This window comes from Vibrio mangrovi, from assembly GCF_024346955.1.
GTDB lineage: Bacteria > Pseudomonadota > Gammaproteobacteria > Enterobacterales > Vibrionaceae > Vibrio > Vibrio mangrovi.
Window position 1 is genome coordinate 1,231,380 of record NZ_AP024884.1, and the last position, 26,610, is coordinate 1,257,989.

At 44.5% G+C, this 26,610-nt stretch carries 25 protein-coding genes; 12 read left to right on the plus strand and 13 right to left on the minus strand.

Annotation, left to right across the window (positions count from 1 at the left end; genetic code table 11):
• The first annotated feature begins 72 nt into the window (after nt 1-72).
• Nucleotides 73-1,518, plus strand: a complete 1,446-nt coding sequence (gene nhaD, locus OCU74_RS21595; RefSeq protein WP_087481856.1) for a sodium:proton antiporter NhaD — start codon at nt 73-75, stop codon at nt 1,516-1,518.
• Nucleotides 1,519-1,744: 226 nt separating this feature from the next.
• A complete protein-coding gene (locus OCU74_RS21600; RefSeq protein ID WP_087481855.1) occupies nt 1,745-2,359 on the plus strand; it encodes a fumarylacetoacetate hydrolase family protein in 615 nt (204 codons plus the stop codon).
• A gap of 8 nt (nt 2,360-2,367) precedes the next feature.
• On the opposite strand, the gene OCU74_RS21605 is transcribed toward OCU74_RS21600, so the two are convergent.
• The 4 genes from OCU74_RS21605 to OCU74_RS21620 all read right to left on the minus strand — a co-directional run bounded on the left by OCU74_RS21605 (nt 2,368) and on the right by OCU74_RS21620 (nt 5,865).
• Nucleotides 2,368-2,688, minus strand: a complete 321-nt coding sequence (locus tag OCU74_RS21605; RefSeq protein ID WP_087481854.1) for an AzlD domain-containing protein — start codon at nt 2,686-2,688, stop codon at nt 2,368-2,370.
• A complete protein-coding gene (locus OCU74_RS21610; protein WP_087481853.1) occupies nt 2,685-3,404 on the minus strand; it encodes an AzlC family ABC transporter permease in 720 nt (239 codons plus the stop codon). Before OCU74_RS21610 ends, OCU74_RS21605 begins: the two co-directional genes overlap by 4 nt.
• A gap of 189 nt (nt 3,405-3,593) precedes the next feature.
• Nucleotides 3,594-4,436, minus strand: a complete 843-nt coding sequence (locus OCU74_RS21615; protein WP_087481852.1) for an AraC family transcriptional regulator — start codon at nt 4,434-4,436, stop codon at nt 3,594-3,596.
• Between the two features lie 379 nt (nt 4,437-4,815).
• Nucleotides 4,816-5,865, minus strand: coding sequence for a DUF3103 family protein (locus OCU74_RS21620; RefSeq protein WP_159457446.1), 1,050 nt, complete (start codon nt 5,863-5,865; stop codon nt 4,816-4,818).
• A 357-nt stretch (nt 5,866-6,222) separates the two neighbouring features.
• Here OCU74_RS21620 and OCU74_RS21625 point away from each other — a divergent pair, with 357 nt between their 5' ends.
• On the plus strand, nt 6,223-6,756 hold the full coding sequence (locus OCU74_RS21625; RefSeq protein ID WP_087481850.1) for a GNAT family N-acetyltransferase: 534 nt from the start codon (nt 6,223-6,225) through the stop codon (nt 6,754-6,756).
• A gap of 74 nt (nt 6,757-6,830) precedes the next feature.
• Here OCU74_RS21625 and OCU74_RS21630 read toward each other — a convergent pair whose 3' ends face one another.
• A complete protein-coding gene (locus tag OCU74_RS21630; protein ID WP_087481849.1) occupies nt 6,831-7,742 on the minus strand; it encodes a LysR substrate-binding domain-containing protein in 912 nt (303 codons plus the stop codon).
• 335 nt (nt 7,743-8,077) lie between these two features.
• Here OCU74_RS21630 and OCU74_RS21635 point away from each other — a divergent pair, with 335 nt between their 5' ends.
• Entirely contained in the window at nt 8,078-8,968 is an 891-nt protein-coding gene (locus tag OCU74_RS21635) for a TauD/TfdA family dioxygenase (protein WP_200807753.1), read from the plus strand.
• Nucleotides 8,969-9,565, plus strand: a complete 597-nt coding sequence (locus OCU74_RS21640) for a LysE family translocator (RefSeq protein WP_087481848.1) — start codon at nt 8,969-8,971, stop codon at nt 9,563-9,565. It begins immediately after the preceding gene.
• 63 nt (nt 9,566-9,628) lie between these two features.
• Here the strand turns inward: OCU74_RS21640 and OCU74_RS21645 are convergent, their stop codons facing one another.
• Entirely contained in the window at nt 9,629-10,204 is a 576-nt protein-coding gene (locus OCU74_RS21645; protein WP_087481847.1) for a DUF3157 family protein, read from the minus strand.
• A 181-nt stretch (nt 10,205-10,385) separates the two neighbouring features.
• On the opposite strand from OCU74_RS21645, the gene OCU74_RS21650 reads away from it, so the two are divergent.
• The 3 genes from OCU74_RS21650 (at nt 10,386) to OCU74_RS21660 (ending at nt 14,501) form a co-directional block, all read left to right on the plus strand.
• Nucleotides 10,386-10,553 carry a lipoprotein gene (locus OCU74_RS21650; RefSeq protein ID WP_159457445.1) on the plus strand — a complete coding sequence of 56 codons (168 nt, stop codon included), beginning with the start codon at nt 10,386-10,388 and terminating at the stop codon, nt 10,551-10,553.
• 509 nt (nt 10,554-11,062) lie between these two features.
• On the plus strand, nt 11,063-12,106 hold the full coding sequence (locus OCU74_RS21655; protein WP_087481846.1) for an MBL fold metallo-hydrolase: 1,044 nt from the start codon (nt 11,063-11,065) through the stop codon (nt 12,104-12,106).
• 286 nt (nt 12,107-12,392) lie between these two features.
• Nucleotides 12,393-14,501 carry a M4 family metallopeptidase gene (locus OCU74_RS21660; protein ID WP_087481845.1) on the plus strand — a complete coding sequence of 703 codons (2,109 nt, stop codon included), beginning with the start codon at nt 12,393-12,395 and terminating at the stop codon, nt 14,499-14,501.
• Nucleotides 14,502-14,594: 93 nt separating this feature from the next.
• Here the strand turns inward: OCU74_RS21660 and OCU74_RS21665 are convergent, their stop codons facing one another.
• From OCU74_RS21665 to OCU74_RS21675, 3 genes are all read right to left on the minus strand, one after another.
• Nucleotides 14,595-14,921 (minus strand): hypothetical protein, encoded by a 327-nt coding sequence (locus OCU74_RS21665; RefSeq protein ID WP_200807752.1) that lies wholly within the window; start codon nt 14,919-14,921, stop codon nt 14,595-14,597.
• Nucleotides 14,922-14,933: 12 nt separating this feature from the next.
• Nucleotides 14,934-15,395: a hypothetical protein gene (locus tag OCU74_RS21670; RefSeq protein ID WP_087481844.1), complete on the minus strand. Its 462-nt coding sequence runs from the start codon at nt 15,393-15,395 to the stop codon at nt 14,934-14,936.
• A 292-nt stretch (nt 15,396-15,687) separates the two neighbouring features.
• A complete protein-coding gene (locus OCU74_RS21675; protein ID WP_087481843.1) occupies nt 15,688-16,623 on the minus strand; it encodes a LysR substrate-binding domain-containing protein in 936 nt (311 codons plus the stop codon).
• 127 nt (nt 16,624-16,750) lie between these two features.
• On the opposite strand from OCU74_RS21675, the gene OCU74_RS21680 reads away from it, so the two are divergent.
• Nucleotides 16,751-17,746: an aldo/keto reductase gene (locus OCU74_RS21680; protein WP_087481842.1), complete on the plus strand. Its 996-nt coding sequence runs from the start codon at nt 16,751-16,753 to the stop codon at nt 17,744-17,746.
• Between the two features lie 64 nt (nt 17,747-17,810).
• On the opposite strand, the gene OCU74_RS21685 is transcribed toward OCU74_RS21680, so the two are convergent.
• Nucleotides 17,811-18,404 (minus strand): acyl carrier protein phosphodiesterase, encoded by a 594-nt coding sequence (locus OCU74_RS21685; protein WP_087481841.1) that lies wholly within the window; start codon nt 18,402-18,404, stop codon nt 17,811-17,813.
• A 353-nt stretch (nt 18,405-18,757) separates the two neighbouring features.
• On the opposite strand from OCU74_RS21685, the gene OCU74_RS21690 reads away from it, so the two are divergent.
• Nucleotides 18,758-19,711: a porin gene (locus OCU74_RS21690; protein WP_087481840.1), complete on the plus strand. Its 954-nt coding sequence runs from the start codon at nt 18,758-18,760 to the stop codon at nt 19,709-19,711.
• Between the two features lie 383 nt (nt 19,712-20,094).
• Here the strand turns inward: OCU74_RS21690 and OCU74_RS21695 are convergent, their stop codons facing one another.
• Complete coding sequence (locus OCU74_RS21695; RefSeq protein WP_087481839.1) at nt 20,095-20,445, minus strand: hypothetical protein; 351 nt, start codon at nt 20,443-20,445, stop codon at nt 20,095-20,097.
• 234 nt (nt 20,446-20,679) lie between these two features.
• Between OCU74_RS21695 and OCU74_RS21700 the strand changes: the two genes are divergently transcribed.
• Nucleotides 20,680-22,536 carry a putative bifunctional diguanylate cyclase/phosphodiesterase gene (locus OCU74_RS21700; protein WP_087481838.1) on the plus strand — a complete coding sequence of 619 codons (1,857 nt, stop codon included), beginning with the start codon at nt 20,680-20,682 and terminating at the stop codon, nt 22,534-22,536.
• A 95-nt stretch (nt 22,537-22,631) separates the two neighbouring features.
• On the opposite strand, the gene OCU74_RS21705 is transcribed toward OCU74_RS21700, so the two are convergent.
• Nucleotides 22,632-23,921 (minus strand): peptidoglycan DD-metalloendopeptidase family protein, encoded by a 1,290-nt coding sequence (locus OCU74_RS21705; protein ID WP_087481837.1) that lies wholly within the window; start codon nt 23,919-23,921, stop codon nt 22,632-22,634.
• Nucleotides 23,922-24,207: 286 nt separating this feature from the next.
• A complete protein-coding gene (locus OCU74_RS21710) occupies nt 24,208-24,507 on the minus strand; it encodes an isoamylase early set domain-containing protein (RefSeq protein ID WP_087481836.1) in 300 nt (99 codons plus the stop codon).
• 523 nt (nt 24,508-25,030) lie between these two features.
• On the opposite strand from OCU74_RS21710, the gene OCU74_RS21715 reads away from it, so the two are divergent.
• Entirely contained in the window at nt 25,031-26,410 is a 1,380-nt protein-coding gene (locus OCU74_RS21715; RefSeq protein WP_087481877.1) for a YjiH family protein, read from the plus strand.
• Nucleotides 26,411-26,610: the final 200 nt, after the last annotated feature.

Genomic DNA, 26,610 nt, shown 5'->3' on the forward strand with positions numbered 1-26,610 from the left:
GATTCGACTCACAGTCAGCACGATGAATGCGGTCTACACTGAAATCGCCTCTTTATCAGAAGGATAACTGCTATGACGACAAAATCAGCCGGACGACTCCTGATCTTACTCCTGTTTCTGCCCTCCCTGAGCTTTGCATCCATACATTCCAGCTCAAACTCTCCGGCCGATATGACCCATACCTGGTCCGGCTACGCTTGTGCAATCATATTTATACTTGCCTATATCACGGTGACTCTTGAAGAGACGATAAAACTAAAAAAATCAAAGCCGGTTTTACTGGCAGCCGGGATCATCTGGGCAATTATCGGTTTCTCTTATCAACAAGTCGGTCAGGTTGAAATTGCAAAAGAGGCTTTCGAGAAGAATCTGCAGGAATATGCTGAACTGTTGCTATTCCTGCTAGTTGCGATGACATATATCAACGCCATGGAGGAGCGGCGACTTTTCGACGCATTACGCTCATGGATGGTTAGTAAAGGGTTCAGCTATTCTTCGCTGTTCTGGCTGACAGGGTTACTTGCTTTCTTCATCTCTCCGGTCGCAGATAACCTGACGACTGCATTACTGATGTGTGCTGTGGTGATGAAGGTCAGTGAAAATAACCAATCATTTATCAATCTCTGCTGTATTAATATTGTCATTGCAGCCAATGCAGGGGGTGCTTTCAGCCCTTTCGGGGATATCACTACCCTGATGGTCTGGCAAGCAGGGCTGGCCAGTTTCCTCCAGTTCTTTGACCTGTTCATCCCGGCAGTGGTGAATTATCTGGTACCGGCAATTCTCATGTCATTCTTTCTGCCCAAAGGTTGCCCGGAACTGGTCAAAGAGCATGTAGATCCCAAACGGGGAGCAAAACGTATTGTTGCCTTATTCTTATTTACCATAGTCACAGCGGTCAGTTTCCACGCCCTATTCGAATTTCCGCCGGTTGTCGGGATGATGATGGGACTGGCTTATCTACAATTTTTCGGCTATTACCTGCAAAAGTCACTCCCCCGTATTCTGGAACAGCGAAAAGCACAAGCCTTGGCAAATAATGATGAAACAACCCTCAAACGGCTGGGCTCTATCGTACCATTTGACGTATTCAAACGAATTTCCCATGCTGAATGGGATACTTTACTGTTCTTTTACGGCATTGTAATGAGTGTTGGCGGTTTGAGCTTACTGGGTTATCTCAGCCTGATTTCAGGAACGATCTATCCTAACTGGGGCGCACAGTGGGCCAATATCTTTATGGGAGCACTTTCTGCCATTATCGATAACATCCCGATTATGTACGCTGTACTCACCATGGACCCGATCATGTCAACCGGGAACTGGTTACTTATTACACTCACCGCAGGTGTCGGCGGCAGCATGCTCTCTATCGGTTCAGCTGCCGGAGTTGCGCTGATGGGTGCTTCTCATGGTAAATACACATTTCTGGGTCATTTGAAATGGACACCAGTCATTGTACTGGGCTATGCGGCTAGTATCCTGACACACATATGGCTTAATCAGACACTGTTCTGAATTTTGTATACAGATAAAACAACAAATGTACAGAGGGAGAATCACCCCCGTGAACATTTTATGGGACAGAACTCGTTGAAAATTATATGAATCCTGTACATTGAGGTGACTTCGGTTTATTAATATCAATCTATGCAAGATCAGATAGATTATCCTCTCCGGCAACTTCTGAACAAAAAATTCAGAGGATTACGGAGAGAAGCACTTCATCATCAGGGACGGGATAATGAACACAATTCGTTTTGGTAACCGAAAAATCACACCTTCAAAAATTTTGTGTGTCGGTAGAAATTATATGGAGCACATCCACGAACTGAGCAATGCCGTTCCTGAGGAAATGGTTGTGTTCCATAAGCCAAACAGCAGCATTACCACCCAACTTCGTTCTTTCCATGAAGAACCGCTTCACTATGAAACCGAAATCTGCTTTCTGATCAAAAACAATCGCTATCATGGTGTCGGACTGGGATTGGATCTCACAAAGAGAAACCTACAATCCCATCTGAAAAAACAGGGGCTGCCCTGGGAGCGAGCCAAAGCATTTGACGGCTCTGCAGTATTCAGCAAGTTTATCGCGTTAAAAGATATTGATATCCATAGCCTGAGTCTGGAGCTGTTAATCAACTGCGTCCGGATTCAACACGGCACAGTCACCCAGATGATCTACCCACCCGACACAATTATGAAATCCTTGCAGCGCTACACTACCCTTGAAGATGGCGATATTGTAATGAGTGGCACCCCGAAAGGAGTGGGTATCGTCCAGTCTGGCGATGTTTTTCTTGCCCGCCTGAGAAGTGAAGAAAAAACCTTAATCGAAATCGAATGGATTGCTCAGTAATTCACATATCAATGAGAGAACACAACCAAGTGGAGCAACAGAAACACCATCATACTCAGAACCGTTGTCAATAAGACGTTTCTGGTCTTCCACGCGATCATTCCCGCCAGTAAAGCCGCCCATATATAAGGATTCTGCCAGTCAATCCATAAGGATTGATTTGGCATAAACACAATCGGCGCCCATATTACAGTTAACACTGCCGGGCCGGAGTAACTCAGAAGCCGGTGTAATCTGGGGCCTAAACGCAAAGGAACCCTTGGTTCTAAAAACAGATAACGGCTGAGAAAAACAACCAGCGCCATGACAACAATCTGTATTAAAATCATCCTCTTCCTCCCAGATAGGTTTCGGCCACATAACCGGCAGTCATCGCCGATAAACTGGCAATCACCAGACTTCCCTCAATCTGATACAACATCAAAAGTACCGACATGATCAATCCTGTAAGGACAGACACCAGAACCGGTAGTGTTTTCACATTCGGAATAACAATCGCAATGAAAGTCGCAGCAATAGCGAAATCCAGTCCCATAGAATTGAGCTGAGGAATCGCATGACCGGCAACAATCCCAACCAGCGTCGCTATATTCCACAGCAGATAAAAACTGATCCCGGCCCCGAGTGCATACCAGCGATTAAAGCGTGCCTCATCCTGATGACTGATTAAAGCAAACAGTTCATCGGTCAATAAAAATCCCAGCACCATCCGCCAGCGAAACGGAAGACCACTAATTTTTGAACGCATTGATACACTGTAAAGAAAATGTCTCGATGCAATAAAAAAGACGGTCAGCAACAAAGAGAACAGTCCGGCTCCGGCTTTAATCATCCCGGTTGCAACCAGTTGGGCAGAACCCGCAAACACAATGGCAGACAGCGCCTGACTCTCCGTGAAAGTCAGCCCGGAATCCACAGCAAAAGACCCAGCCAGAAGCCCCCATGGCAGCACCGCAACACTCAGAGGCATCATAGCGACTGTCCCCAGTAAAAACATCCGGGCTGGTGATTCCGGTTGTACCCGGTCATCTGTTTTTATATGCATTATTTTATGATTCCTCACTTAACAATCGATCCACGTACAACGGATCCGCCCTGAGGCAGATGATCGAACGAATAATCAGATACTTAGATCTCAAGGCTGTTCTTATACCCAAATGATCTCAAGATGCAGTTTTTATTAACCACATCGTTTTGTTCATAATATTGCTTTATTCATAACATAGCGTGTGGATTAACGGCGGAGACTTTGCAGATACTGACCCGGTGTAATTCCCATCCATTTTTTAAAATGACGGTAGAAATGGCTCTGATCGTGAAATCCGGCATCAGTCGCAGCCTGTGATATGGATAAGCCTTGCCTCATCCACTGCCTGGCAAGCCGCAACCGACTCTGAACCTGATATGCATGCGGGGGCAATCCATATGCTTTCTGAAACGTCCGGACTAAGTGATAGGGTGTCAGTGCCGTCATTGTAGCCAACTCCTGTAGGGATATGTTTTCCTGCGGGAAATCATCCAGAAACGATTTGGCAAGTAATAACTGACGCTGTGCTTTTACTTCAGAGAGTCGGGCTGGCTTCTTACGGGCGTGGCGCTGAATCAGCCGGACCAGAGATACGTATACCAGACTTTCACGTAGCAGCAGGTTATCTGAATGCTCCAGAGCATAAAAAACCTGTCGGAACTGATTCGCCAGTTCAGGATCATGAATGACCGGCGATGCAAAATAAGGGACATAGTTCAGTTGTTCCCCACTGGCCTGAAATGCCAGACCCAGCTGCTCAGGTAAAGGATACATCGCCCGATACGACCAGCCTCCTTCGAAGGCTGAGTGACCGGTATGGACTTCATCGGCATTGACCAGAATCATACTATCCTTCGGAGCAACATGATTGCCGCCAGTCCGGTAAAAACGCTGTGCTCCCCGTTCAATCACACCAATCGTATACCCTTCGTGACTATGCCGGGAGAATGTCTGCCGCTCATATTGCGCATCCAACAATTCAATTCCCCCAAGTTCCTTGGCAATATGGAAGCGGGCATGTTCCTTATTTTTCGTCCGGGTATGGTTCATGATCGTATCAATAATCTATTACTTCGTTTCAACATCATCATAACGAACTCTGATAAAGAATGATTGTACGTTATTGCTCACGAGTAAAAAATAAAGCGATGAAAGCGGGAAACAACTGGCATAGAGAGGAAAATGTCCACAAGGATAACGGGGACAGGCAGCCAAAAGAACTGGTCGTGTATACATCCGGAACTATTTTACATTCGGAATAGTTTTACATTCAGAATAGTGATCGGAGAGGAAATCGCACAATCATGAAAGTCAGCCCGGAATCCACCAAAAAAGATCCGACCGGTTTACGGATCGGATCTGTGTATTTCCGGAATGAATCCGGGATAAAAAGGCAGCTGTATCAACTACCAAATAATCATCAGGTGAGTTAGTTTGACTCAACGAAGAATGGTTCCATACTGATGGTTGCATTATCCGATGAACAATGGAAACCAGTATAAGGTTTACCCCGTTCAAGGGTATAGCAAGCATCAATAAAGTCATCATCATCCGTAAAAACAGAGTCTGGCATTGCCGTAATTACCCGGTTAGAAATTTCTGCAACAGCTGCTGATGGTGCCCAGCCCGCAAGAGAGCCTGCGGCTCCTACCGCAGTGACCAGCACTTTTACCAGTTCTTTATAATTTGTACCTGAATCATGCTCATACATCAGCATGTCAACGGCACGGTAGTTATATTCTGACCAGTTGATGACGATTTGATTCGGATAGTAATCAGTCTCGTTGTAATCCAGATAAGGCATTTCAACAGCAAGGATCTGAGGTTCGTTGCCGGACAGAACACCGGTGACCAGACTATAAACTTCAGCCGGACCTTTAATCCAGCTTTCATGGACATCTTTCACTCTGACTTTAGTTAACTTGGTTGAATCAAAACCAGCGGCTGCATTTACCTGAGTATTTAACAGTGACTCCGGAGATACTTTCTGTAAACCGCTCTGCTGTAAAAGTGTATTCAACTCCTTCACGCTATCCTTCATCGCGTAATAGCCATCATCATCCACAACAAGGACAGGGACATCCGGTTCCTGATCGACAGCCAGTGACACTTTTGCACCGTCGAGTGTATAGCCTTCGATTGTAGTCCATGAATCTTCATTGCCAGATGGCGGATAAGCAACAACCAGATCAGACATATCATCATTCAGAGCCCGGTCTGAAGGCAGATATAGCCACATTTCAGTGGTCGTTCCGACAGACTGGGTTGGAAGAATACTCTGAGGTGCTAAAAATGTGTTTACCAGAACCGGTGTATGTGATCTTTCGATCCGTTGAACTTGCTGGTTTAAGTTTGTGGATGCGTGTAACTGAGATGCCAACTGTGCTGCAATCGCATCTTTATCGACGGCGAATGCACTGACGGATGCAAAAGAAGCCGCAGTGCATAATGCGATTGATATAGTATTTTTTAGTTTCATAATTTCTCCAAATAGTTGAACAACATATGACCCATTGTTCATATGTTGTTCAAACCATATCATGATGATTTTTTTACTGTAAAGGATTTGATGACAGTCAGAAGAAATGCAATATATAATCGCAACGTTTCATATAAAACAAAATAATAAATAGCTTTTATATTCTGTTTTATTTTACTTTTCGATGTTTTATTCTGATTTATATTGGATTATCTGGTCAGAACATATGGAATTAAGATCCCATCAAAGGTCTAAAGGATCGTCGGAGCGGCATTTTTGCCAGAAGCGTGAAACATCTGAAGGTATGATGAACAGCCAGAGAAATACTAAACCACCGTCAGGAAAGTAAACCGCCCTATGTTTAAATGGACCGTTGATCAGGAAATTATTTTACTGCAGTTGCATGAGTCATTGGCTTCCCGGTATGCCGAACTTGTACAGGAAAATGAACCATATTTGTCTCAATGGCTAAACTGGCCCAGAGCCTGCAGACACCTTGATGATTTTAAAACCTTTATTCAGGGCTCTCTATATAAATATGCTGATGGTGACGGTCTGGATTGCGCGATTGAGTTTCAGGGACAAATCGTCGGAAATATCGGTTTTAATACCATCGATCACGAACTGAAAAAGGCAGAGATCGGCTACTGGATCGCTCAGCAATATCAGGGAAATGGAATTGTCACCCGGGCATGCAAATTTTTAATTCAGTATGCTTTCGAAAGCCTGAATATGGAAAAAGTACAGATCTCTGCTGCTGAAGATAATCTTCCCAGCAGAGCTGTGTGTGAGCGGCTAGGGATGAAGCTGGAAGGAATTATCAGCCATCAGGAAAAGGTCGGAGATCGCATTCTGAGCCATGCGATTTATGGGATTTATAACACCGGTTAAATCTCTTTCCAGCGGTGCTCACATGCTCAGGACAACTTCAGGATGTGGTTACGGAAATCACTGTTATGGAATAACTAGTGGATCAAATGAATATCCGCCGGAATCTCTGCAGGAAGATGTAACGTCAAAAAATCAAATAATTTGTCAATACTGGCTTTTCGATATGAATTGGCAGGCCATACCAGATAATACCCTTCTCCGGAGAAAACTGCTTCAGAGAAAGGGAAAGCCAGCAAACCCTGCCGGACTGTCGGCATAATTAATCGAAGATCACTGACCGTAAGACCATGTCCTCCGATTGCCGCCATATTCCCCTGCTCTAAAGTATCGAAGACTTTTCCCCGGGACAGATTCAGCAAACCACTTTGTTCAGTTTTTTTTAACCAACGCCGCCAGTCTCTACGATCCGGTGACGGATGAATCAATTCGCATTCAGCCAACTGGTTCTGAGCGGTTTGTACATATGCAGGGGCACAGACAGGCACAAGCCATTCTTCAAACAGCAACCGGCTTTCTGTATTCGTGCCAAACTGACCATCCCCCAACAGAATTCCGCAATCATACGGTTCAGTATTGAAATTAACCCGATCGATATCCATCCAGATACTGGATATAGAGACAGAAAAGGATGAGTTTTCCTCACGAAAGGAACTCAAAACATCCAGCAGCCATCTCATAGTCAGTGTTGAAGGAGCCTTCAAACGTAACTCACTATGATTATTCAAAAAAATTTCGCAGGCATTCTCAAGGTGCTGAAAACCTTCCCTGAGTTGTTTTGCCAGAAACATCCCCGCTTCCGTAACTGTAATTTTAGGACCGGAACGATTGAATAATTTGCAATCGAACCATGTTTCAAGCGTTTTGATATGTCTGCTTACAGCTCCCGGCGTCACATGGAGCGCTCCGGCAGCCTGTGTTACCGAGCCATACTGAACAGTCACTTCAAACGCTCGGAGCGCATACAAAGGAGGTAATTTGGTTTTCATCAAATTTTGTATATTGAGTTTTTCTCAATTTTAACCATAGTTTTTTCTGTTTTTCAAACATAAGTGAAATGCAGATAATCACCTTTGTGATATTCAATTAAGGGAAATGCAATAACGGACTAATTGGGAACTTGATAATCCCTTGAAATACTTTCTTGCAATGAAGAAGACTGACTGGATTATGACCGGTCGTTTTGTCGTGTAGAAAGGTATTTTTTGATAATTTTCTTAATGAAAATAAGAACTCAATTGCATAAAGATCACATCATAGTAATCATCCATATCAAAACAATATATTCCAGCAATAAACATTTAATTATTTATGGAGACATGAAGTGAAAGACTTTTCCGATTTGATGAAGTTATCTTTAGAAAACGTTGACCTATGCCCGAAAACCATCGCTGAAATTCTTATGTTTAAGTGTTTTGGTAACAGAGACGGATTTCTCTTGATTGAAGACCTGGATATCGGGCAAATTCCTCTGACCCCCACCGATCGTTCCAGACTTTCGAAAGAGGATAACCAAAGTGAAAAATTGCTGCTGCAATGTGCCGCTTTGCTGGGAGAAGCAATTGGGTATGTTCAGGAATCCAATGGAGAACTCATTAATAATTTTTTCCCACACCAGACCGCAGCAGATCATCTCACATCGGATAGTTTCGATTCCGAACTCGATCTCCATACAGAAAATGCTTTTCATGCGATTTCTCCGGACTATTTATTACTCCTGTGCCTGCGACAAGATCCGGATCAGGAAGCAGAAACTTATATTAGTTCGATTAATAACATTTTTCCGCATATCACCGAAGATGAGAAAACATTTTTCCTTCAGGAAAAATACAATTTTCTCTCCGACTACTGTCAAAGTCAGAAAAATTGCAAAATCGATATCAATAAAAGAGAAACGGTTTTATACGGAGATCATAAAAACCCATATTTTAGGTTTGACCCTCAATTCATGATTGCACTGAATGCGGAATCACACCTACAGATGAATAAATTGAGAGATATTGCCTGGCAGGTAGCGAAACCCGTAAAACTGAAAGCAGGCTCTTTATTAATTATTGATAACAAAAAGACTGCACATGCACGCAGCAAATTCAAAGCTTATTTTGACGGAAGCGATCGTTGGATCCAACGGGCGTTTACAATTTCGAATAAGAAATACATCAACGAAAAACTCAATATAAGCACAAACATATATGAACTGATAGCTGAGATTTAAATGTCTACCTATATTACATTCGCTTTATCAATTACGCTTCTCATCGTATCACCAGGCCCTGTTGTGAGCCTGGTTATTTCCGAGTCAAAATATTCATTTCCCAGAAATACTGTTGCCGGAGCCTTACTCGCATCACAAATATTGCTGATTATCAGCCTCATTGTCATACTGTCCGCGTTTCACATCGATCCGGTTTTTCTCAACCTCTGCCAGTTCGTTGGCGGCATTTATCTGATCTATATCGCCTGGAGTTCATTCCGCCATTCAGCCACGGAGAGCAATCATGTGATTCGTTCGTCCGGAAAACAGTTCTGGAAATCGCTTAAAATCGGTTTATCCAATCCGAAAGATATTCTGTTCTTTATCGCCTTCTTACCAACATTTATCACAATGGATGATGACTTTTTTGAGAAATCAATCCATCTGATGTTGATCTGGCTCATCATCGATTTCCTGATTATGACGATGTACAGTTTGTTAGCTCAAAGAATCTTTGCTTCCGTGTCCGGAAAAACAATTATTCATTATTTACCCATATTTTCTATTCTGGGATTTGGTCTGCTTGCCGTCTCCCGAAGTCTCTCTAATTTCCTGTAAGAGCAAGTAATACAGAGATTCAAACCATTCTATTATGGTTTGAATCTCTGCCTTGCCTATGACTCAGCGCGTTTCTATTGCAGAAATCGTCGCCACCAACTGATAATCCGACGCTTCTTCAACATCGACATGAATGATTTTGCCAACCACTGACATTTTCGGGCGTAAATAGGTGTCTGCCATCCTCTTAATTGACTGCCAGATGGTTATCTCATCCTGAATCGCCAGTGGTTTCCCCTTCCCGTCCAAAACTTCCAGATGAATTTTCACAGCGATCACAGACTGAGAGCCCTGATTGGTGATTGCTGTCGGAATCACCAGCCGGCCACCCTGATAAGTTGCAGCACCCAGAACCACTTCAACACCTGATTCAGAAAGTAATAAACTGGATTTGTGGCTGTTCAGCTGCAACCGGGTCCGACGTTCAGTATGATTCACCGGTGGTGTAGCAATTACAGGAGCCACAGCATTCTCCTCAACACTGTGCTGATTCTCCGATGCTTGTGACTCGTTCTGAATATAGTGCCAGGTAAAATCATCATTCAGAATCGCCTGACGCCCATCATCCAAAGTCACCTGCTGGCTTGCTGCAACAGCCGACATCCAGAAAACGGCAATCACGATCATAAAATGCTTCATTCTTATTCTTCTCTTCATCAGAAAGGGCTGAACATACCACTAAGATCTCCAGAATACTATCGCTACCTGAGCCACTGCCTGATGTCAGATCACTCAATAAATTTAACGAACACCAGACAAACTCTCTCTTAATACAACTACTATTTATAAGTTAAGACAAAAATATTTTATTGGTGAATGTATGAAACAGTTTGTAATCATTGCAGTGACATTAATCGCTTTATCCGGATGCCAGTTAACCCGTGTCGAAGGAGAAATTGATGATGTTAAAGTGAAAGTCAAAACAACTGAAACAAATGATAAAGGAACATTCTGTCCACCGGGTCAGGCCAAGAAAGGTAATTGCTAAGCTACGGTCAAACCCAGGTCACTTATTTATTCTATGAGTCACTTTGAATATATATGCTATCCACCTGATGCATAATCACTTATAATAACCTGCATTTTGTACGGTCTCTATAAGTATGGTCAAAGTGACTTTCAGTAAATATCTGCGATGCTTATCGATTGAATCCCTTCGAATCGTCTGTCTTCCAGAATAAACCTTAGTCACGCAACGAAAGAATACATCCATGATGACAGTGAATTTGTATTCGGCCTGACCTTTCATATCATCACTAGATACTTCAGAACACATTCGTGAAAATAAAGTGCCGGTGAACTGACTCTCAAGGCTTTACAAGATGTTTCCGGCTCAATCAGAGCAATGCAATTGTATTCGGTCACATCTGATCAATCAGAAGTTTCTCCAAGACCCGACGGTTATGAATGCCTGATATGACAGCAGCATAGGGCTGCAACACTCGTACTGGCGTCATTGCTCTGATGATTTCAATATCTCATAAGGAGTTCAATTCAATGAAGCGACCCAAGTTTTTATCAATTTTTTCTATGATTGCTGCGGCTGTGACTTTCTCAGTACAAGCCGATGTACCTGAAGCGCCTTCAACAGTTTCTGCGGTTTATCGTGCACCTTCAGTGACTGAAGCCCTCGCCCCGGGGGAGAAAATTGGCAATCTTTTTCATCTCAATATAGAAACGCCCTATGTATTGCAGCGACTCACGGATCGAACCTATTGGTACCAGTCAGGCTTCTACGGCACCATATTTTACGTTGGTCACAAAGGTGTGCTGCTTTTCGATCCTCTGGAATTGCGTTCGGATAAGATTCTGGAATCGATTAGAAAAGTTACTCAAAAGCCGATCACTGCCATTGTATATTCCCATGATCACGGTGATCACATCGGTGGAACTCAGGCGCTGCTAAATGCAATCAAAAATCAGGCTCGTCCACCCCGAATCATTGCATCACAAGCAACCGCAGATAAAATGGAACGGTTGAACAGCCAACTGCCACGCCCGACTGAAACAATCTCCTGGCCGAATGGTTCCTTTAACTTTGATGGTTTAAAAGTTGAACTTCATGGCTTTGAGCACGCAGCTCATACAGATGACCACTCAGCATGGTTACTTGTCGGAGAACGAGTCCTTCATGCACCCGATCTTCTGAATTCAGATCAACCTCCTTTCTGGAACTTTGCCGGTTCTGAGCGTTTCACCTATCTGGAATCCAATCTGAAAGAAGCAAATGCTTTAGACTGGGACTATTTTAGTGGCGGGCATGGTAATGTCGGTTCTCATGATGACTTCACCTTCCATCTTAAGTTTATTGCTGATCTGAAAGCTGCTGTTGCTAAAGCAATGGGCGAGGTTCCTTTCGGCTTTGGTGTCGACACAAGCACGATCAATGCCCATACCATCATGCTTCCGACCTGGTATGACGAGATTGCACGTCGCGCCACTGAAAGTCTGCGACCAGCTTACGGACAGTTTTATGGTTTTGAAACAGCGACTCCGGCAAATGCCGTGATGATTGCTGAATACCTCTATAGTTACCGCTAATCTCCGGCAATGCATAAACCTCTCAGATCAGGGAGGTTTATGTTCCTCTTCACTTCATATAATCAATTCAGCCCAGAGCAATCCGTTTAGTATAAAAATCAGAAAAATCCACTTTCTCCGGTTATTTTTGTGAGATGTACTAGACTTCAGGTATATATCCCTACCGTGCCATTTTCTAATACAACAGGCATGTGTGGCTTTATGTTGGTCAGGTCAGTTGGAAAACTTAACACTATCGTCGATTAAGAATATCGATGAAGGTATTTATCGGTTAAGAGGCCAAGTGATGAAAGAACAACATCGAATACCAGCACGTTTCCTGAAAATACTGGTTCTGATTGTATCTTTCCTGGCACCAACATTGCTGTTCGCCGCACAGGTTGAACGACTGGAGCTTAATCCCGGCCGGATTATCTCACTGGAAAAAAGGAATATGGCCACCAGCCATAATATTCCTCAGGTGCTGGAAATGACACAGGGAAACAGCGTCTCTGAAATCCGCCGGATTCAGAGCCCTGCCGGAGGATATAGTATCCGCTACCGGCAAACCTATCATGGTGTTCCCGTCTGGGGAAAACAGATTATCATCCACCGGAATCAACACGGTAAGATCAAAGCAATGAACGGTGAACTGGTCAGCGATATTGCGCGTCAGGTGGGTAGTGTACAGGCCCGTTTCTCAGCAACAGAAGCCCGGACCAGAGTGCAACAGGGTTATCTGTCCAGAGGCGATCACATCACCAATCAGAAAACCGAACTGGTGATCTATCTCGATGCCTACCAGGATGCCCATCTGGCTTATGACATTCAGTTTCTGGCTGAATCAGAGCAACGCATGGAGCCAACCCGGCCAACCTTTATTCTCGATGCGAAAACTGGCGATGTTCTGATGCAAATGGAAGGATTAGCCCACGTACAAGTCGACGCATACGGTCCGGGAGGTAACCAGAAAATCGGCAGATACTATTATGGTCAGGACTATGATCCGCTTTCCGTCGAACTCTCCGGAAACAACACCTGTGTGATGAACATCCCCGGAATAGTGAATACCATCAATCTCAACCATAAAACCACAGGAAAAACTCACACATTCACCTGCCCTGAGAACACTGTCGAAGAGATTAATGGTGCCTATAGTCCGCTCAATGACGCCCATTACTTCGGTAAAATCATCTACGACATGTATCAGGACTGGATTGGTATGTCACCACTGACTTTCCAGCTGGAAATGCGGGTTCATTACCGTCGCCGTTATGAAAATGCTTTCTGGGATGGCACCGGCATGACTTTCGGCGATGGTGCAACCTACTTTTACCCACTGGTCAGTCTGGATGTTTCCGGTCATGAAGTCAGTCATGGTTTCACTGAACAAAACTCAAATCTGACCTATTCCGGTCAGTCAGGCGGCATCAACGAATCATTCTCCGATATTGCCGGGGAAGCTGCTGAGTTTTATGCCAGAGGGGCAAATGACTGGATGGTCGGTTATGATATCCGCAAGTCTCCGAATGGTGCTCTGCGCTATATGGACAATCCTCCTCAGGATGGACAGTCCATTGACAATGCATCCAATTACGTCAGCGGTATGGATGTGCACTATTCAAGTGGTGTCTTTAACAAAGCCTTCTACCTGCTGGCAACAAGCTATGGCTGGGGAACCCGTTCTGCATTTGAAGTTTTTGCCTATGCCAATCAGGCATTCTGGACGCCAAATGAGACATTTGACAGCGCTGCTGCCGGTGTAAAAGCTGCCGCATCAGCCATGGGGTATTCAGCAACAGATGTGACCGCAGCGTTTGCTGAAGTAGGTGTATCCACAGAAGGAGGAACCATCCCAACATGTAAAACCAGCCCGAGCACTACACTTGAAAATAATGTTCCTGTCGTGATCGATTCTGCATCTGAACAGCAGTGGGACTGTTTCTCAATTGATGTTCCCGACAATGCTGTGAATCTGAACATCACAACATCGGGAAATAATGGTGATGCTGACCTTTATGTGAAATATGCCAGTGAACCAACCACCACCGACTATCATTGTGGCTCTTACAGTGCAGATAGTAATGAAAGTTGCAGTTTTACCACACCGACAGCCGGTAGCTGGTATATCGGTATCTATGCCTGGGCGAGTTACACCAATTTAACCGTCACCGCCACATTTGATACCGGAACTCCACCACCATCCGGTGAACTAACCGGCAGCGCTGTTAATAATGGTAAGTCCTGGACGGCAATTGTTGAAGGAAGTGGCTTATCCGGTGGAACCTGGTCCCTTGCCGGTTCTCTTCCCTGCGATCAGGAAACACAGTGCATTCTGAGTGGTATCCCGAAAAAAGTCAGCTCAGTCACATTTACCACGACCGGTGGCATTTCCATCACAATCGCAAAACCGTAAAGTAAAAACTTCACGTAAAAAAGGCGCAAATGATTTTGCGCCTTTGTTTTATACCTATGTCTGTTTTATACCTGCATCCGGGTTCTGCCGGTATCAGATAAAGTATCCGGCAATGATTAATCCACTCAAAACTGTTGAGCCAACCATCAGTACCAACAGTTTGCGAACTGGCATCGGCGTACCCCAGTTATTGAATATGAATCCAAGGATGAGGAAAATAATCAGGTTTAACAACCCATGCGTTACCCAGTGATGACCGGTACTCGCAACCATCCCGTCATGAATCATTTCACTACTCTCTTTCAATACCACCAACAACGCACTCAAAATGCTGGTAATTGCATAAGAAAGTCCGAAACCACTGACCGGAGCCGTTACCCGTTCATCCATCACCGAAGCTGATTTTTGATTCTCTGCCATGATTCAGTCTCCTTATGCCGCAGTAAACAAACCTACTTTAACACCCATGCTAATCACAGCACCGGCACCTTCCATCAGCAGGGCCAGCACGATGATCATAGCCGCCGTCCATTGAACAACTTTCCGTCCGGCCACCTGTTTAATCAAATCACTGCCCGTAATAATCGGAAGAAAAGTCGCAAGTAGCAGCAACATGAAAAAAACATGTTCTTTCGTTTCCATAAAGAAAGAATGAGCAAACGGCCACGGACCAGCTTTAATAACGGCTTTATCACCGCCGTAAAAAACAACATACCAATAGCCACCAATCAGGTAGGTTAGCCACATCAGAACGGCAACAACCAAACTCATATTGCGGATGCGGCCATAATGAATATCACCGGTATTTAACGATTCGACAAACACCCATACCGCAGCGAGTAAAGCAAGAATGCCAAATGCAGGGTGAAGTAATAATATGAACTCACCAGACATACTGATTCTCCTTCAATACGACCACAGACACTCACTTTCTGGGGAATAATGAATATCCATAGTAAAAGTAATATTAATGATAAAAGTCACATTAAGAGCGTAGCTCAGCGTAATCACAGCTGCGGGGGAATCCCGGGACTTTCAGACCAAAACAGTCTTCAGGGCAGTAATTGATGAGAAATGTAGATGTGCAGAACATAACAACGTGATGTGAAGCACAATCTCACTGTTATTCGTACAGTAACCAACTTCAAATAAGGAGGAAGCAATCACAACGGGATGACGAAAAAATTCACTTCGCAACGATACTTTCATCGGTTATCCCGGAAGGAAGAGGATATGCCTGACGCATAAACCCGATAAAGGCCTGCAAAGCACCGGAAGTATGCCGGTGACGCGGATAAGACAGATTCCATCCAGGAAATAACGGGCAGAATTCATCAAGGATAGACACAAGCTCTCCTTTTTCCAGCCAGGGTCGGAGTTTCTCTTCCGTCCAGAAAACAATGCCATGATGCTCACATGCAGCCGTCACAGCCAGCTCTCTGCTTGTGGTAATTAGTGGCCCGTCGACAGCCATTGAAAACCAGTGCCCCTGCTGGTAAAACTCCCACCGGTACACTTCCCGCCCACCGGAAAAACGCCAGTTCAGGCACTGATGATTACGCAGATCAGCCGGAGTTTCAGGCTGGCCATGTTTTTCCAGATATTGAGGAGAGGCTGCTGCACACATGCGTAATTGCGACCCTAACGGATAGGCAATCATATCCTGCTGAATAAACTCATCCAGCCGGATACCGACATCAAAACCATCAGCAACCAGATCAATCACTGAATCTTCAACCAGAACATCCAGAACGATATCAGGATATTCCCGGTAAAACTGGCCCAGAACCGGTTGTAAAATTGCATCAGCCGCACCGGTCGTGATATGTAACCGGACCGTACCACTCAAAGCCCCCAACTGATCATGTACTTCATTGAAAGCTGCCTCGATTTCATCCAAGGCCGGTCGCAAACGCTGATAAAATCGCCGGCCGATTTCTGTGAGTACGACACTGCGGGTTGTCCGGTTAAAGAGTCGGCTTCCCAGATTATCTTCCAGACGTTTAATAATCTGGCTCAATGCAGACGGCGTTATTCGTAAAGCTTTCGCGGCAGCAGAGAAACTCCCCAGCTCAGCGACCGCTTTGAAAGCTTTCATTTCTGCGTATTCACTATTCTTCATACAAATTCATCCCGGCCCAGAACAATTATCAATCTTATCCTTCATAGTTCATGAATATTCTGAAGTATTAATAAACAATGTCAATGTACGCATAATAGAGCTATTCATCAATGAGAAGGATACACAAATGATAAAACGTCACTTAGGAAGCCAGGGATTACAAGTCTCAGCGCTGGGGCTGGGCTGTATGGGGATGAGTCATGCTTATGGTGGTTATGATGAAAGCGCATCTTTTGCCACACTTAACCACGCCTTAGAACAAGGTATCAACTTTTTCGATACTGCTGAAATGTACGGACCTTATACCAATGAGAAGTTACTGGGTCAGTGGCTCAACACACTGAAAAATCAGCGGGAAGAGTTAGTCATTGCGACAAAATTTGGCTTTGATATCCGTGACGGTGCTTTTCCCGGCCTCAACAGTCGTCCGGAACACATCCGGGAAGTTGTCGATGCGTCGCTGAAACGACTCCAGACTGATTATATTGATATTCTCTACCAGCACCGGGTTGATCCGGACGTTCCGATTGAAGACGTTGCAGGGACAGTCGCCGAATTGATCGAAGCCGGGAAAGTCCGTTATTTCGGTTTATCTGAAGCAGCTCCGGAAACCATTCGTAAAGCACATCACACCTGCCCGGTTTCTGTCCTACAAAGCGAATATTCCCTGTGGGAACGTCGTCTGGAGCACGAAACTCTGCCACTTTTGCGCGAGCTGGGAATCGGTTTAGTGCCATTCAGCCCACTGGGCAGAGGATTTCTGAGCGGAGATACCAAACCAGCTTCCGCATATGACAGCCGTGATTTCCGCTCCTGGGGCGATCCACGTCTCAGCGAAGAGAATTACATCACAAACCTGCGCCTGGTTGATGCAATCCGTCATTTAGCAGAAGAAAAGGCCACCACACCGGCAAGAATCGCTCTGGCCTGGTTACTTCATCAGGGAGAAGACATTGTGCCGATTCCCGGCTGCCGGCGTATTCCTCACCTGGATGACAACATCGGCGCAGTTGCTCTCCATCTGGAAGCCGATGAAGTCAGTCAACTCAGCCAGATCACGACCCAACTCGGTGTCGCTGGAGAACGATATACTGCCGAGTTTGCCCGCTTCACAGACCAGTAATAGCGTCTGTCCCTGTAATCCCCCTGACAAATGGGCCACTTAGGGCTCATTTGTTGTTCAGCTGTTATGATCCCATTTCTAAACACTTCAGCCTTGCAGCTTCCAGTACCTGTGGGTACAACCTGACAAAAGCAGCATACAGACGCTCGTAGTGTATTTTCAGCGATGGGGTACAACTGCTTAATGCCTGCATCCGGGGAGAACGACGGGACATCCGTTGCAAAGCATATTCGATATTGTCAAATTCAGCATAAGATTCCAGCCAGCGCCCCTGCCACATCCGCTGGTGAACTTTCATAAAAGATTCCGGTACGGTAAAAGTTAATTCCTGTTCAATTTGTATACAGGCAGCCTGACAGAATTCATTCAGTGAATGCGGATGGTGATCACTCCAGTGACGCGCAAGACAGTGATCCCAGAACAGATCAAGAGCAATCGGAGCAAAACGACGGCTTGTACCGGGAAAACACGATTTTAATTCCTGTATTAACGGATGACTATCCGTATATGTATCAATAAAACGGTGCAAGCGAATCCCATCAACGATCAAGCCGGGATAACGTTCCTTCGGATCTCCCTTCACGAAATCGCCCAGCAGATTTCCCAGCAGACTGGACTGACAGGATTGGGCGAGATGCAGATGAGCTAAAAAATTCATAATATACTCAAGTAATCTTAAGGTGCAGGATTCAGCGTATCTTCAACAGACCCCATCAAAACACAAAACGGGATAATTCACTAGAATTGTCATCATTGTAAATCACCTCCATCCATACAGCGTTACAACCGGACACCACGAATCATCCGTTTTCAATATATTTCAATAATCAACATTTAAAATAAATACTCATCAAAACACTTATTTTCATAAAAGTTATAAAAAAGCTAAACAAAAACAACATCTAACAATAAGAAATCCGCAATCTAATGTTCATCTTCTCCTTCTAACTTACTCCAGTCATTACAAAAAAGAGCAGAGAAGCTCAGTCACAATGGAATAAGGTAAACAAGATGAAAAAAGCAGTTCTGACAACAGCAATTCTTACCGCACTGGTATCAGGCTCTTCTATTGCTGCAACGGTCTATGACAGTGAAGGCACAACACTCAAGGTTGGCGGACGCGCTGAAGCTCGTTTCAATATTTCCAATGAAAACGAGTCTTCTACAGACAGCCGTTTTAAAGATAAATCCCGGGCACGATTTAACTTAGTGGGTAAAACCGCACTGTCCGATGGCCTGTACGGTTTTGGTAAATATGAAGCAGAGCTCAACAACAGTACCAGCAAGGGAGACGGCGATGGTGACAACCTGACCAACCGCTATTTTTATGCCGGTATGGGGACAGACATCGGTGAATTCTCATATGGTAAACAGGATTCAGCTCAGGTACAGGTGACAAACTTTACTGATCTGATGAATACCTTTGATGAAGAAGCAGCAGACCTGATCAGCGGTAATAAGGATAAGCGTGACAACAACTTTGTTTATACCGGAAAATTCGATGCACTGAGCGTTCAGGCCAACTATGTAGCCTCAGATCAGAAAGACAGTGACAGTTTTGGTGTTTCAGCCGTTTATGGTTTCAACGAAAATCTGACCCTCGGTCTGGGTTACGTTGGTCAGGACAACGGAACCAACTCTGAAGACCAATTCAATATCGGTGCACAATTTAAACTGGATGCATTAACGCTAGGTGCACTCTACGGAACCGGAACAGCAGTTTCCGGAGGAAAAGAAGTCGATGCCGATGATTATGAGCTTGGTGCGAAATATAAACTCGGAAAAACATCACTGATCGCTGTATATAACTATCAGGAAGTTGATAACTCTGACACGGTTGATCATCTTGCTCTGGAAGTTGAACATAAATTCAATGGTCATCTGCGCGTTTATACCGGCTATAAGTTTGAACAGCTGAAGAATACCGACGATCAACTTCAGGCAGGAATTCGTTACGATTTCTGATTAAAACAAAAAATAGACGATCCACGGTTGGTCAGGCAAATGCCTGGCCTTTTTTATGAGTAGGCAATACCGACATCAGTTTATGACACAATTTCAGTACCGACAGTAACACGGACCACTGCACCATTTCATCACGGCTTGCCCCATTGTAACGCACTCACTGAATTCTATCTGTAAAGACAAAATTGTAACTAATTGATTTTAACTAAATAAAAAGTTGGCACAAACTCTGCAGTACTTAATATGACAAATGCAGGCAGCGTTTGTGCTTCTTTAACAGTGATATGGCAGAATCACTGGTCACTTCATGTTCTTTGCCTCCCTTTCAGGGAGGCTTTTTTTCTTAAAATCATGACGGTATTACCATCAACGCTTAACCGGTTTTATTTGCGCTTTGGTTGTGTGTAGGTTTTACCGGCCGCCTGATAAGTCTCTTTTTGCTTGATACTGAATAATGTATCGAAAAACCAGGCAACGAAACGGATCACATCATCCCCTTCATTCATAATATATTCAGCAAGCTCCTCAGATTCTCCTGATTCACTTTCCTGAACCGTCACATGGTAGATACGCTGCTCACCTTCAATATCTGCAATCATAAACTGACCACTCAACGACTCGGCCGCTGAAGCAATTTCTTCTTCTTCAACCTGTTTAAGATAAGCTAATGCAAGCGGTAAGCTCCCGGTCTGGCAGGCCTGTTTTACCATGTGTTCAAAGTCATGCTGTAGCATTTGTGTTTTCCGTCTCTGTATCTGCTGGTGTTTAAAATCATCTCAAGGTGCAAAAACTGCCCGTTGAAATCACCGAGTATACTCTCACAGATTCGCCTATTCTCAAAAACTACCATTTCCTGACCTCAGACAATGGGTGTCAATAGCTCTGGTGAACTGGAAAAACTGCGACTCTTAGGCCACAGTTAATACGATAAAACAATACAGAATCACAACGTCAACAGGCTTTCAGGTATGAATACAAGAGGACCACTCTCGTTAAACGAGGTGGATTTGCAATCTATCTCTGAACTTATCTCGGTCACGGACAGTTCTCTCTATCAAAAATCAACTGACATACTGCATCAGGCCATTGCTTCACATGCAGCTTTACTGTTTGAAATTGACAAGGTCAAACAGCAAAAGCGGTTACTGGCAGGCTCTGCTGTAGAACTGCTCCATGATGACATCGGAGATCATCTGGACACTTTAATTACACATCAGCTGTACCATCAGCCACATCAGTATTATCTGGTTCCGGCTCAGGTCCACCAGCGGTGCCCTCATGACAGCTATGTAGCCAGACATCATGTCGAAGGTTATCTGGGGACAGTCATGACACATACGGCATCCGGAGATCTACTTTATCTGTTTATCTCACTGACAGAGTTCCCGATTGAAGACCCCGCCGCGATTTTGCAATGGCATCATCTGGTTTCTCAGGTTGTAATGCAATACCGCCGTTTTCAGCATTTAACCGATCGAACGGACGTACTGCTCAGCCGCCTGAATCATGAAGTTTCCCACGATAACCTGACCAACCTGATGAACCGAAGCTTTCTCTCCGACACGCTGGAAAGACTGGTTTCCGCATCCCAGAGCCATTTTTCTTTCACGCTGGGGATGCTGGACATCAACGATTTCAAATACATCAACGACCTTTACGGAAACTATATCGGAGATCAGGTCCTGAGATTCGTCGCCCATGCAATTTCCGAATGTATTCAGGATGAACAACTGACATTCCGTATTGCCGGGGATGAATTTGCTTTTATCACGTTTGATCCACAGCCGATGGCGGTCTGTGAAGGAATTCTTGCCCGCATCCGGACCGGATATCAGGATGCGACTCATCACATCAGAATATCCGCTAGCATCGGTATCGCCAGTTATCAGGAGGAATCGATCGATGCTGACCAATTGATGCTGAATGCCAGTCTGGCACTCAAAGGCAGTAAAAAACACAATCAGCCACCGATTTGCTGTTATGACACCCACCTGAGTGAAGAATATCACCGGAAAACCCAGATTATTGACGCCCTCAGAGAAGAGCTGAGTAAAAGCCTTGAGGAACCACAGGAGCTCTATGTTGTATTACAACCTATCGTGAAACAACATCAATCGGTCTGGAATTACTTTGAGGTACTCAGTCGCTGGCAGAGTCAGATTCTCGGAGAAGTCTCTCCGTTCGAGTTTATTGACGCAGCCGAGCAATCCGGCCTTGTCATTGACTTAGGTCGGAGAGTTGTTGAACTGGCCTGTATTGCCAAGCAACAAATCGAGCTCTCTCTGGGCAGAAAAATCCGGCTGAGTATTAACTGTTCTGCTCATGAATTAAGTCAGCCAAGTAACTATATCCAGCAATTGAGTGAACAGATCGCTCACTATGGTTTTTGTCCCGGAGAGTTCACCATTGAGATCACAGAGACAGCGCTGTTATCGCAACGGCAAATCACCCGAAGTATTCTCAGCCATCTGCGTGATGCCGGTTTTAAAGTAGCGCTGGATGATTTCGGCACAGGCTATTCCAGCCTGAACTATATCCATAGTTACCCTATCGACTGTATCAAGATCGATGCATCGTTTATCAGAAATATGCTACGCAGTGACACATCAGAGAAAGTCGTCAGCTTAATCATTCAGTTGGCAAACCAGCTAGATGTTGATCTGGTCGCAGAAGGTGTGGAAGAGGAACAATCGCTGGTACGATTATATGAGATGGGCTGTACGCAGATTCAGGGATATCTATTCTCTGAACCACTGCCCCCCGAAATGATTATCAACCACCTGCTCGGGCAGCATATGCTGCAAAACAGCAAAACTCATGAGTAACAGACTCACTGATCAAATAAAGCGCAGTATGTTATCCATACCGCGCTTTATTCTGCTTAGGTTGACAAGATCAGGGTTGAAAAGATCAGAATGCCCTAACTCTGTCCCTGTTTTTCGTTCACATGTGCTGCAAGTTGCATTTCCTGCTGTTCCAGTAAGTGATCCATTTCATTCCGGTGAACAATAAACTGCTTCATTTCTTTTTTGGCGACCGAAGTTGCCATTGGGATCTTGGCTTTCATCGCATCAACCGGGCGTCCTTTCACAATTAACTCATAATGCAGGTGTGCACCCGTGACCCTTCCCGAACGACCGGATAAGCCGATTTTCTGACCACGGGAAACTTTCTGGCCACGGTGTACCAGAATCTTACTCAGATGCAGATAGCGTGTCATATAGGTGCTGTCATGACGAATGACGATGTAATTTCCGGCGTAGGGATGTTTCCGGACAATGATCACTGTGCCATCTCCGGTGGACAATACTGGCGTTCCGACAGGCGTTGCAAAGTCAGTACCATTATGAGGAATAATTCGTCCTGTTACCGGATGACGGCGGTGAGGATTAAACGAAGAACTCATACGCCAGTGGCGACTGGTTGGATAACGACGAAAAGCTTTTTGCAGGCTGTTTCCATCCTGATCATAGTATTGGCCGTCAGAATGCAGATACGCTGAAATACTTGTCCCACGGGTAAATATTTTAATCGCCTGAATTTCCCGGTTACCGGTCAGATCATCGCCGACAAACTGCTTAGACTGCACAATTTCAAGCCGATCTCCGGCGCGCAGGTCTTTTGAGAAGTTGACTTTATCTTTCAGTAAACTCACCATCTGCTCAATCTCATTGCTATTGAGCCCCAGACGATAGGCAGACTGTGAAAACGATCCCTGAATATCCCCGATGAGCGGAAACTGCTTCCAGGTTCCCGGTATTTTGATCTCCTGGTATTCATAGCTACCGTCATCCAGACGTGTATAAACCACCTGTTCGACCATACTGAATTCCAGAGACATCTTCGCAACGGAGTTGTCATCTTTACTTTTCCAGAACCTTAACGTATCACCGGGCTGAATTGTATCAAGTGCCAGATAGTTCAGATCCGTTTCCATGATTTTCAACAAATCACGGTAGCCAAATCCAAGTTGTTCAAAAATAGAACTCAGATTATCGCCGGGACGAATCACATATTCATAATCAGGCAAATTTTCAGAAGGGAGTTGCTGTTGGTCAGCAATCAGGGATTCAACAAGCTGGTTTTCAGAAATGGCAACTTCAAGGCTGTGACGCGTGGTATGATTATTCAATAAAGCATAAAACGAGATGCCTGCCAGAAGAGGCACTCCTAATATGAATATTCTCTGCCGCCTGGACAGCAGCAACATCCGCTCAACGATTGACTTTACCACGACCCCACCTTGCAAAATATATCAAAGACGTCCAAGAATAGGATTTTATGACGTAATCATCATCAGAGTAAAGTCAAAGCGCAACAATATACCCAAATGACCTCAAGATGCGGTTTCAGCGAGAACCATTGGGTATAAAAAGTATAAAGGGTATTTCAATACCCTTTATTGACTACCGATAATTGAGCAATGTTCACACAGCCCGGACATAACCAGGTCAGAATCAAGTCAAAACCAGGTTAACAATCAGATATATCAGTGACTACTGATGAGTAGAGACAAGACTATTGTCTCCTCCATATCCATTGGGAATATATTGATCAGCTCCGGGATCATTCATCCACTGGCCTTCGCCAAGCAGATAGCGGAACTGATATTCACTATCTTTCGGGAGACGAGCTTTATATTTATATGTAGAAGATTTGGCAACCTTCTTCATCGGTTCAGGTTTCCAATCCAGAAAGTCAGCTACAATTGCAACTTTGGAAGCATCCTCAGGAATATCCAACTCAAAAGTTACTTCTACTTCATCTTTCGTTTTAAAAAAGCGCTTACTAATCATCTGCAAACTCCGTTTTGTCGTTTTGCCCAGCTATCTTCGTTTCAGTCTGACCACTGTGACTTCCTTATTAAAATTAGCACCATAACTTTATGTGAGCAAAAAATAATCAGACACAGTTTATCATAGGAAAGACTACACACATCTACAATGATAAATGAAGTGCAAGTCAAATGCACAGCCATTCATATGATATTAAGCACTTATTCTATGTAACACAAATTTCATGGGTTTGATTGGTTTATTTCAATCATTCACCTACATAACGCCTATGCAACATACAAATACAATAATCTAACTTCATTTATATAATCAGCACAAAAATATGAATAAATAGACAATATAGTTGAATAGTATTGCCACAATAATCAAAAACAGATATTCTTCGCGCCTTATCATCAGGGGAAATTTCTCCAAAACCCGGTGATGAGTCCATGTTATTTTTTGAATATCTACCAGTGTCAGCTACCGGGAATAAATGCCTTTCGAAGGCGAAACTTCATCGCTGACACTTCTGAGAATGATTATGCAAGACAATATAAAGACGGCTGAAATTGAGCAGCCATCGGATTCCGGAAGCTATTTCTGGTTATTTCTGATCCCATCGCTGATGGGGGTATTTCTGTTCATGGCCCCACTCCGCTACCACGGTGATCTGACCATCCCCGTTGCTATTCTTGCAGCTTCCCTGCGTAATTTTCTTGATGATCACATCATTACAATGATTGCCATGATCATCGCCGGAATGGCAGGATTCTCTCTGCTCTACCGCTTCTATCAGCCGACAATCATTCGTCAGCAGGAATTTCTGCATCAACTGCTGTCACCATCACTGCTCTGGCTCTTGGTCAGAATCATCGGTGGTGTTGCGGCAATATCCAGTCTGTATCATTGGGGGCCAGAGATCATCTGGGAAGAGAATACTGGCGGTCTGGTATTGGAAGGTCTGCTCCCGACACTATTCTCTGTCTTCATTTTTGCAGGATTACTGCTTCCTTTATTGCTCAATTTCGGTCTGCTCGAACTGTTCGGAACGTTATTAAGCAAAATCATGCGCCCGATATTTAATCTGCCGGGACGTAGCGCTATCGACTGTATGGCATCCTGGCTGGGAGATGGCAGTGTTGGAATTCTGCTGACCAGCAAACAGTATGAAGAGAAATTTTACACCCAACGGGAAGCTGCGGTTGTCGGTACAACATTCTCAGCGGTTTCAATTACGTTCAGCCTGGTTGTGATTGCACAGGTAAAACTCGAACATCTGTTCCTGCCGTTTTATGGCACGATATGTCTTGCCGGTATCGTTGCGGCAGTTATTCTGCCCAGAATTCCACCGCTGAGTCTGAAGAAAGATCTGTATGTCGACGGGAGTCAGCCCGATCAGGCAGCGGACGAAATTCCCTCAGGTTATCATGCATTCTCCTGGGGAATGCAACTGGCGATACAGCGGGCAAAGCAGGTCAAATCATGGCGTACAATTCTGGCGGAAGGCGTGCGTAATGCGGCTGACATGGTTTTTGGTGTCTTACCCGTTGTCATGGGGCTGGGAACTATCGCACTCGTCGTGGCTGAGCACACTTCTGTATTTGCGATACTGGGGCAGCCTTTCATTCCATTCTTACAGTCACTCGGCGTTCCGGAAGCTGTTCAGGCATCAGAAACCATCGTCGTCGGTTTTGCCGATATGTTTATTCCGGCGATTCTGGCTTCAGGAATCGATAATGAAATGACTCGTTTTATTATTGCCGCAATGTCCGTTACCCAGCTGATCTATATGTCAGAAGTCGGTGCATTGTTGTTAGGAAGTCGGATTCCGGTCAATATTATCGAACTTTTCATTATTTTTATCCTGAGAACGTTGATCACTTTACCTGTAATTACCGGCATGGCTCATCTGATATTTTAAGCCTTCGTTCTGGCCGGTTGTTCTGAACGTATGATACCAATTCAGATAATGATCTGATGGTATGAAACATTACCGACCTGAATTAACCTCGCATAAAAAAGCCCCTTCACAGAAGGGGCAAAATTTACCATCGCTTATTATTATAGAATCTTGTTATCAGCACTGAAGCGTCAATGCTCTGAACCTACTGTGGACTTCCC

Coding starts and splice junctions, on each gene's coding strand:
- nhaD (WP_087481856.1), top strand. CDS start 73: ATGACGACAAAATCAGCCGGACGACTCCTGATCTTACTCCTGTTTCTG.
- OCU74_RS21600 (WP_087481855.1), top strand. CDS start 1,745: ATGAACACAATTCGTTTTGGTAACCGAAAAATCACACCTTCAAAAATT.
- OCU74_RS21605 (WP_087481854.1), bottom strand. CDS start 2,688: ATGATTTTAATACAGATTGTTGTCATGGCGCTGGTTGTTTTTCTCAGC.
- OCU74_RS21610 (WP_087481853.1), bottom strand. CDS start 3,404: ATGCATATAAAAACAGATGACCGGGTACAACCGGAATCACCAGCCCGG.
- OCU74_RS21615 (WP_087481852.1), bottom strand. CDS start 4,436: ATGAACCATACCCGGACGAAAAATAAGGAACATGCCCGCTTCCATATT.
- OCU74_RS21620 (WP_159457446.1), bottom strand. CDS start 5,865: ATGAAACTAAAAAATACTATATCAATCGCATTATGCACTGCGGCTTCT.
- OCU74_RS21625 (WP_087481850.1), top strand. CDS start 6,223: ATGTTTAAATGGACCGTTGATCAGGAAATTATTTTACTGCAGTTGCAT.
- OCU74_RS21630 (WP_087481849.1), bottom strand. CDS start 7,742: ATGAAAACCAAATTACCTCCTTTGTATGCGCTCCGAGCGTTTGAAGTG.
- OCU74_RS21640 (WP_087481848.1), top strand. CDS start 8,969: ATGTCTACCTATATTACATTCGCTTTATCAATTACGCTTCTCATCGTA.
- OCU74_RS21645 (WP_087481847.1), bottom strand. CDS start 10,204: ATGAAGCATTTTATGATCGTGATTGCCGTTTTCTGGATGTCGGCTGTT.
- OCU74_RS21650 (WP_159457445.1), top strand. CDS start 10,386: ATGAAACAGTTTGTAATCATTGCAGTGACATTAATCGCTTTATCCGGA.
- OCU74_RS21655 (WP_087481846.1), top strand. CDS start 11,063: ATGAAGCGACCCAAGTTTTTATCAATTTTTTCTATGATTGCTGCGGCT.
- OCU74_RS21660 (WP_087481845.1), top strand. CDS start 12,393: ATGAAAGAACAACATCGAATACCAGCACGTTTCCTGAAAATACTGGTT.
- OCU74_RS21665 (WP_200807752.1), bottom strand. CDS start 14,921: ATGGCAGAGAATCAAAAATCAGCTTCGGTGATGGATGAACGGGTAACG.
- OCU74_RS21670 (WP_087481844.1), bottom strand. CDS start 15,395: ATGTCTGGTGAGTTCATATTATTACTTCACCCTGCATTTGGCATTCTT.
- OCU74_RS21675 (WP_087481843.1), bottom strand. CDS start 16,623: ATGAAGAATAGTGAATACGCAGAAATGAAAGCTTTCAAAGCGGTCGCT.
- OCU74_RS21680 (WP_087481842.1), top strand. CDS start 16,751: ATGATAAAACGTCACTTAGGAAGCCAGGGATTACAAGTCTCAGCGCTG.
- OCU74_RS21685 (WP_087481841.1), bottom strand. CDS start 18,404: ATGAATTTTTTAGCTCATCTGCATCTCGCCCAATCCTGTCAGTCCAGT.
- OCU74_RS21690 (WP_087481840.1), top strand. CDS start 18,758: ATGAAAAAAGCAGTTCTGACAACAGCAATTCTTACCGCACTGGTATCA.
- OCU74_RS21695 (WP_087481839.1), bottom strand. CDS start 20,445: ATGCTACAGCATGACTTTGAACACATGGTAAAACAGGCCTGCCAGACC.
- OCU74_RS21700 (WP_087481838.1), top strand. CDS start 20,680: ATGAATACAAGAGGACCACTCTCGTTAAACGAGGTGGATTTGCAATCT.
- OCU74_RS21705 (WP_087481837.1), bottom strand. CDS start 23,921: ATGTTGCTGCTGTCCAGGCGGCAGAGAATATTCATATTAGGAGTGCCT.
- OCU74_RS21710 (WP_087481836.1), bottom strand. CDS start 24,507: ATGATTAGTAAGCGCTTTTTTAAAACGAAAGATGAAGTAGAAGTAACT.
- OCU74_RS21715 (WP_087481877.1), top strand. CDS start 25,031: ATGCAAGACAATATAAAGACGGCTGAAATTGAGCAGCCATCGGATTCC.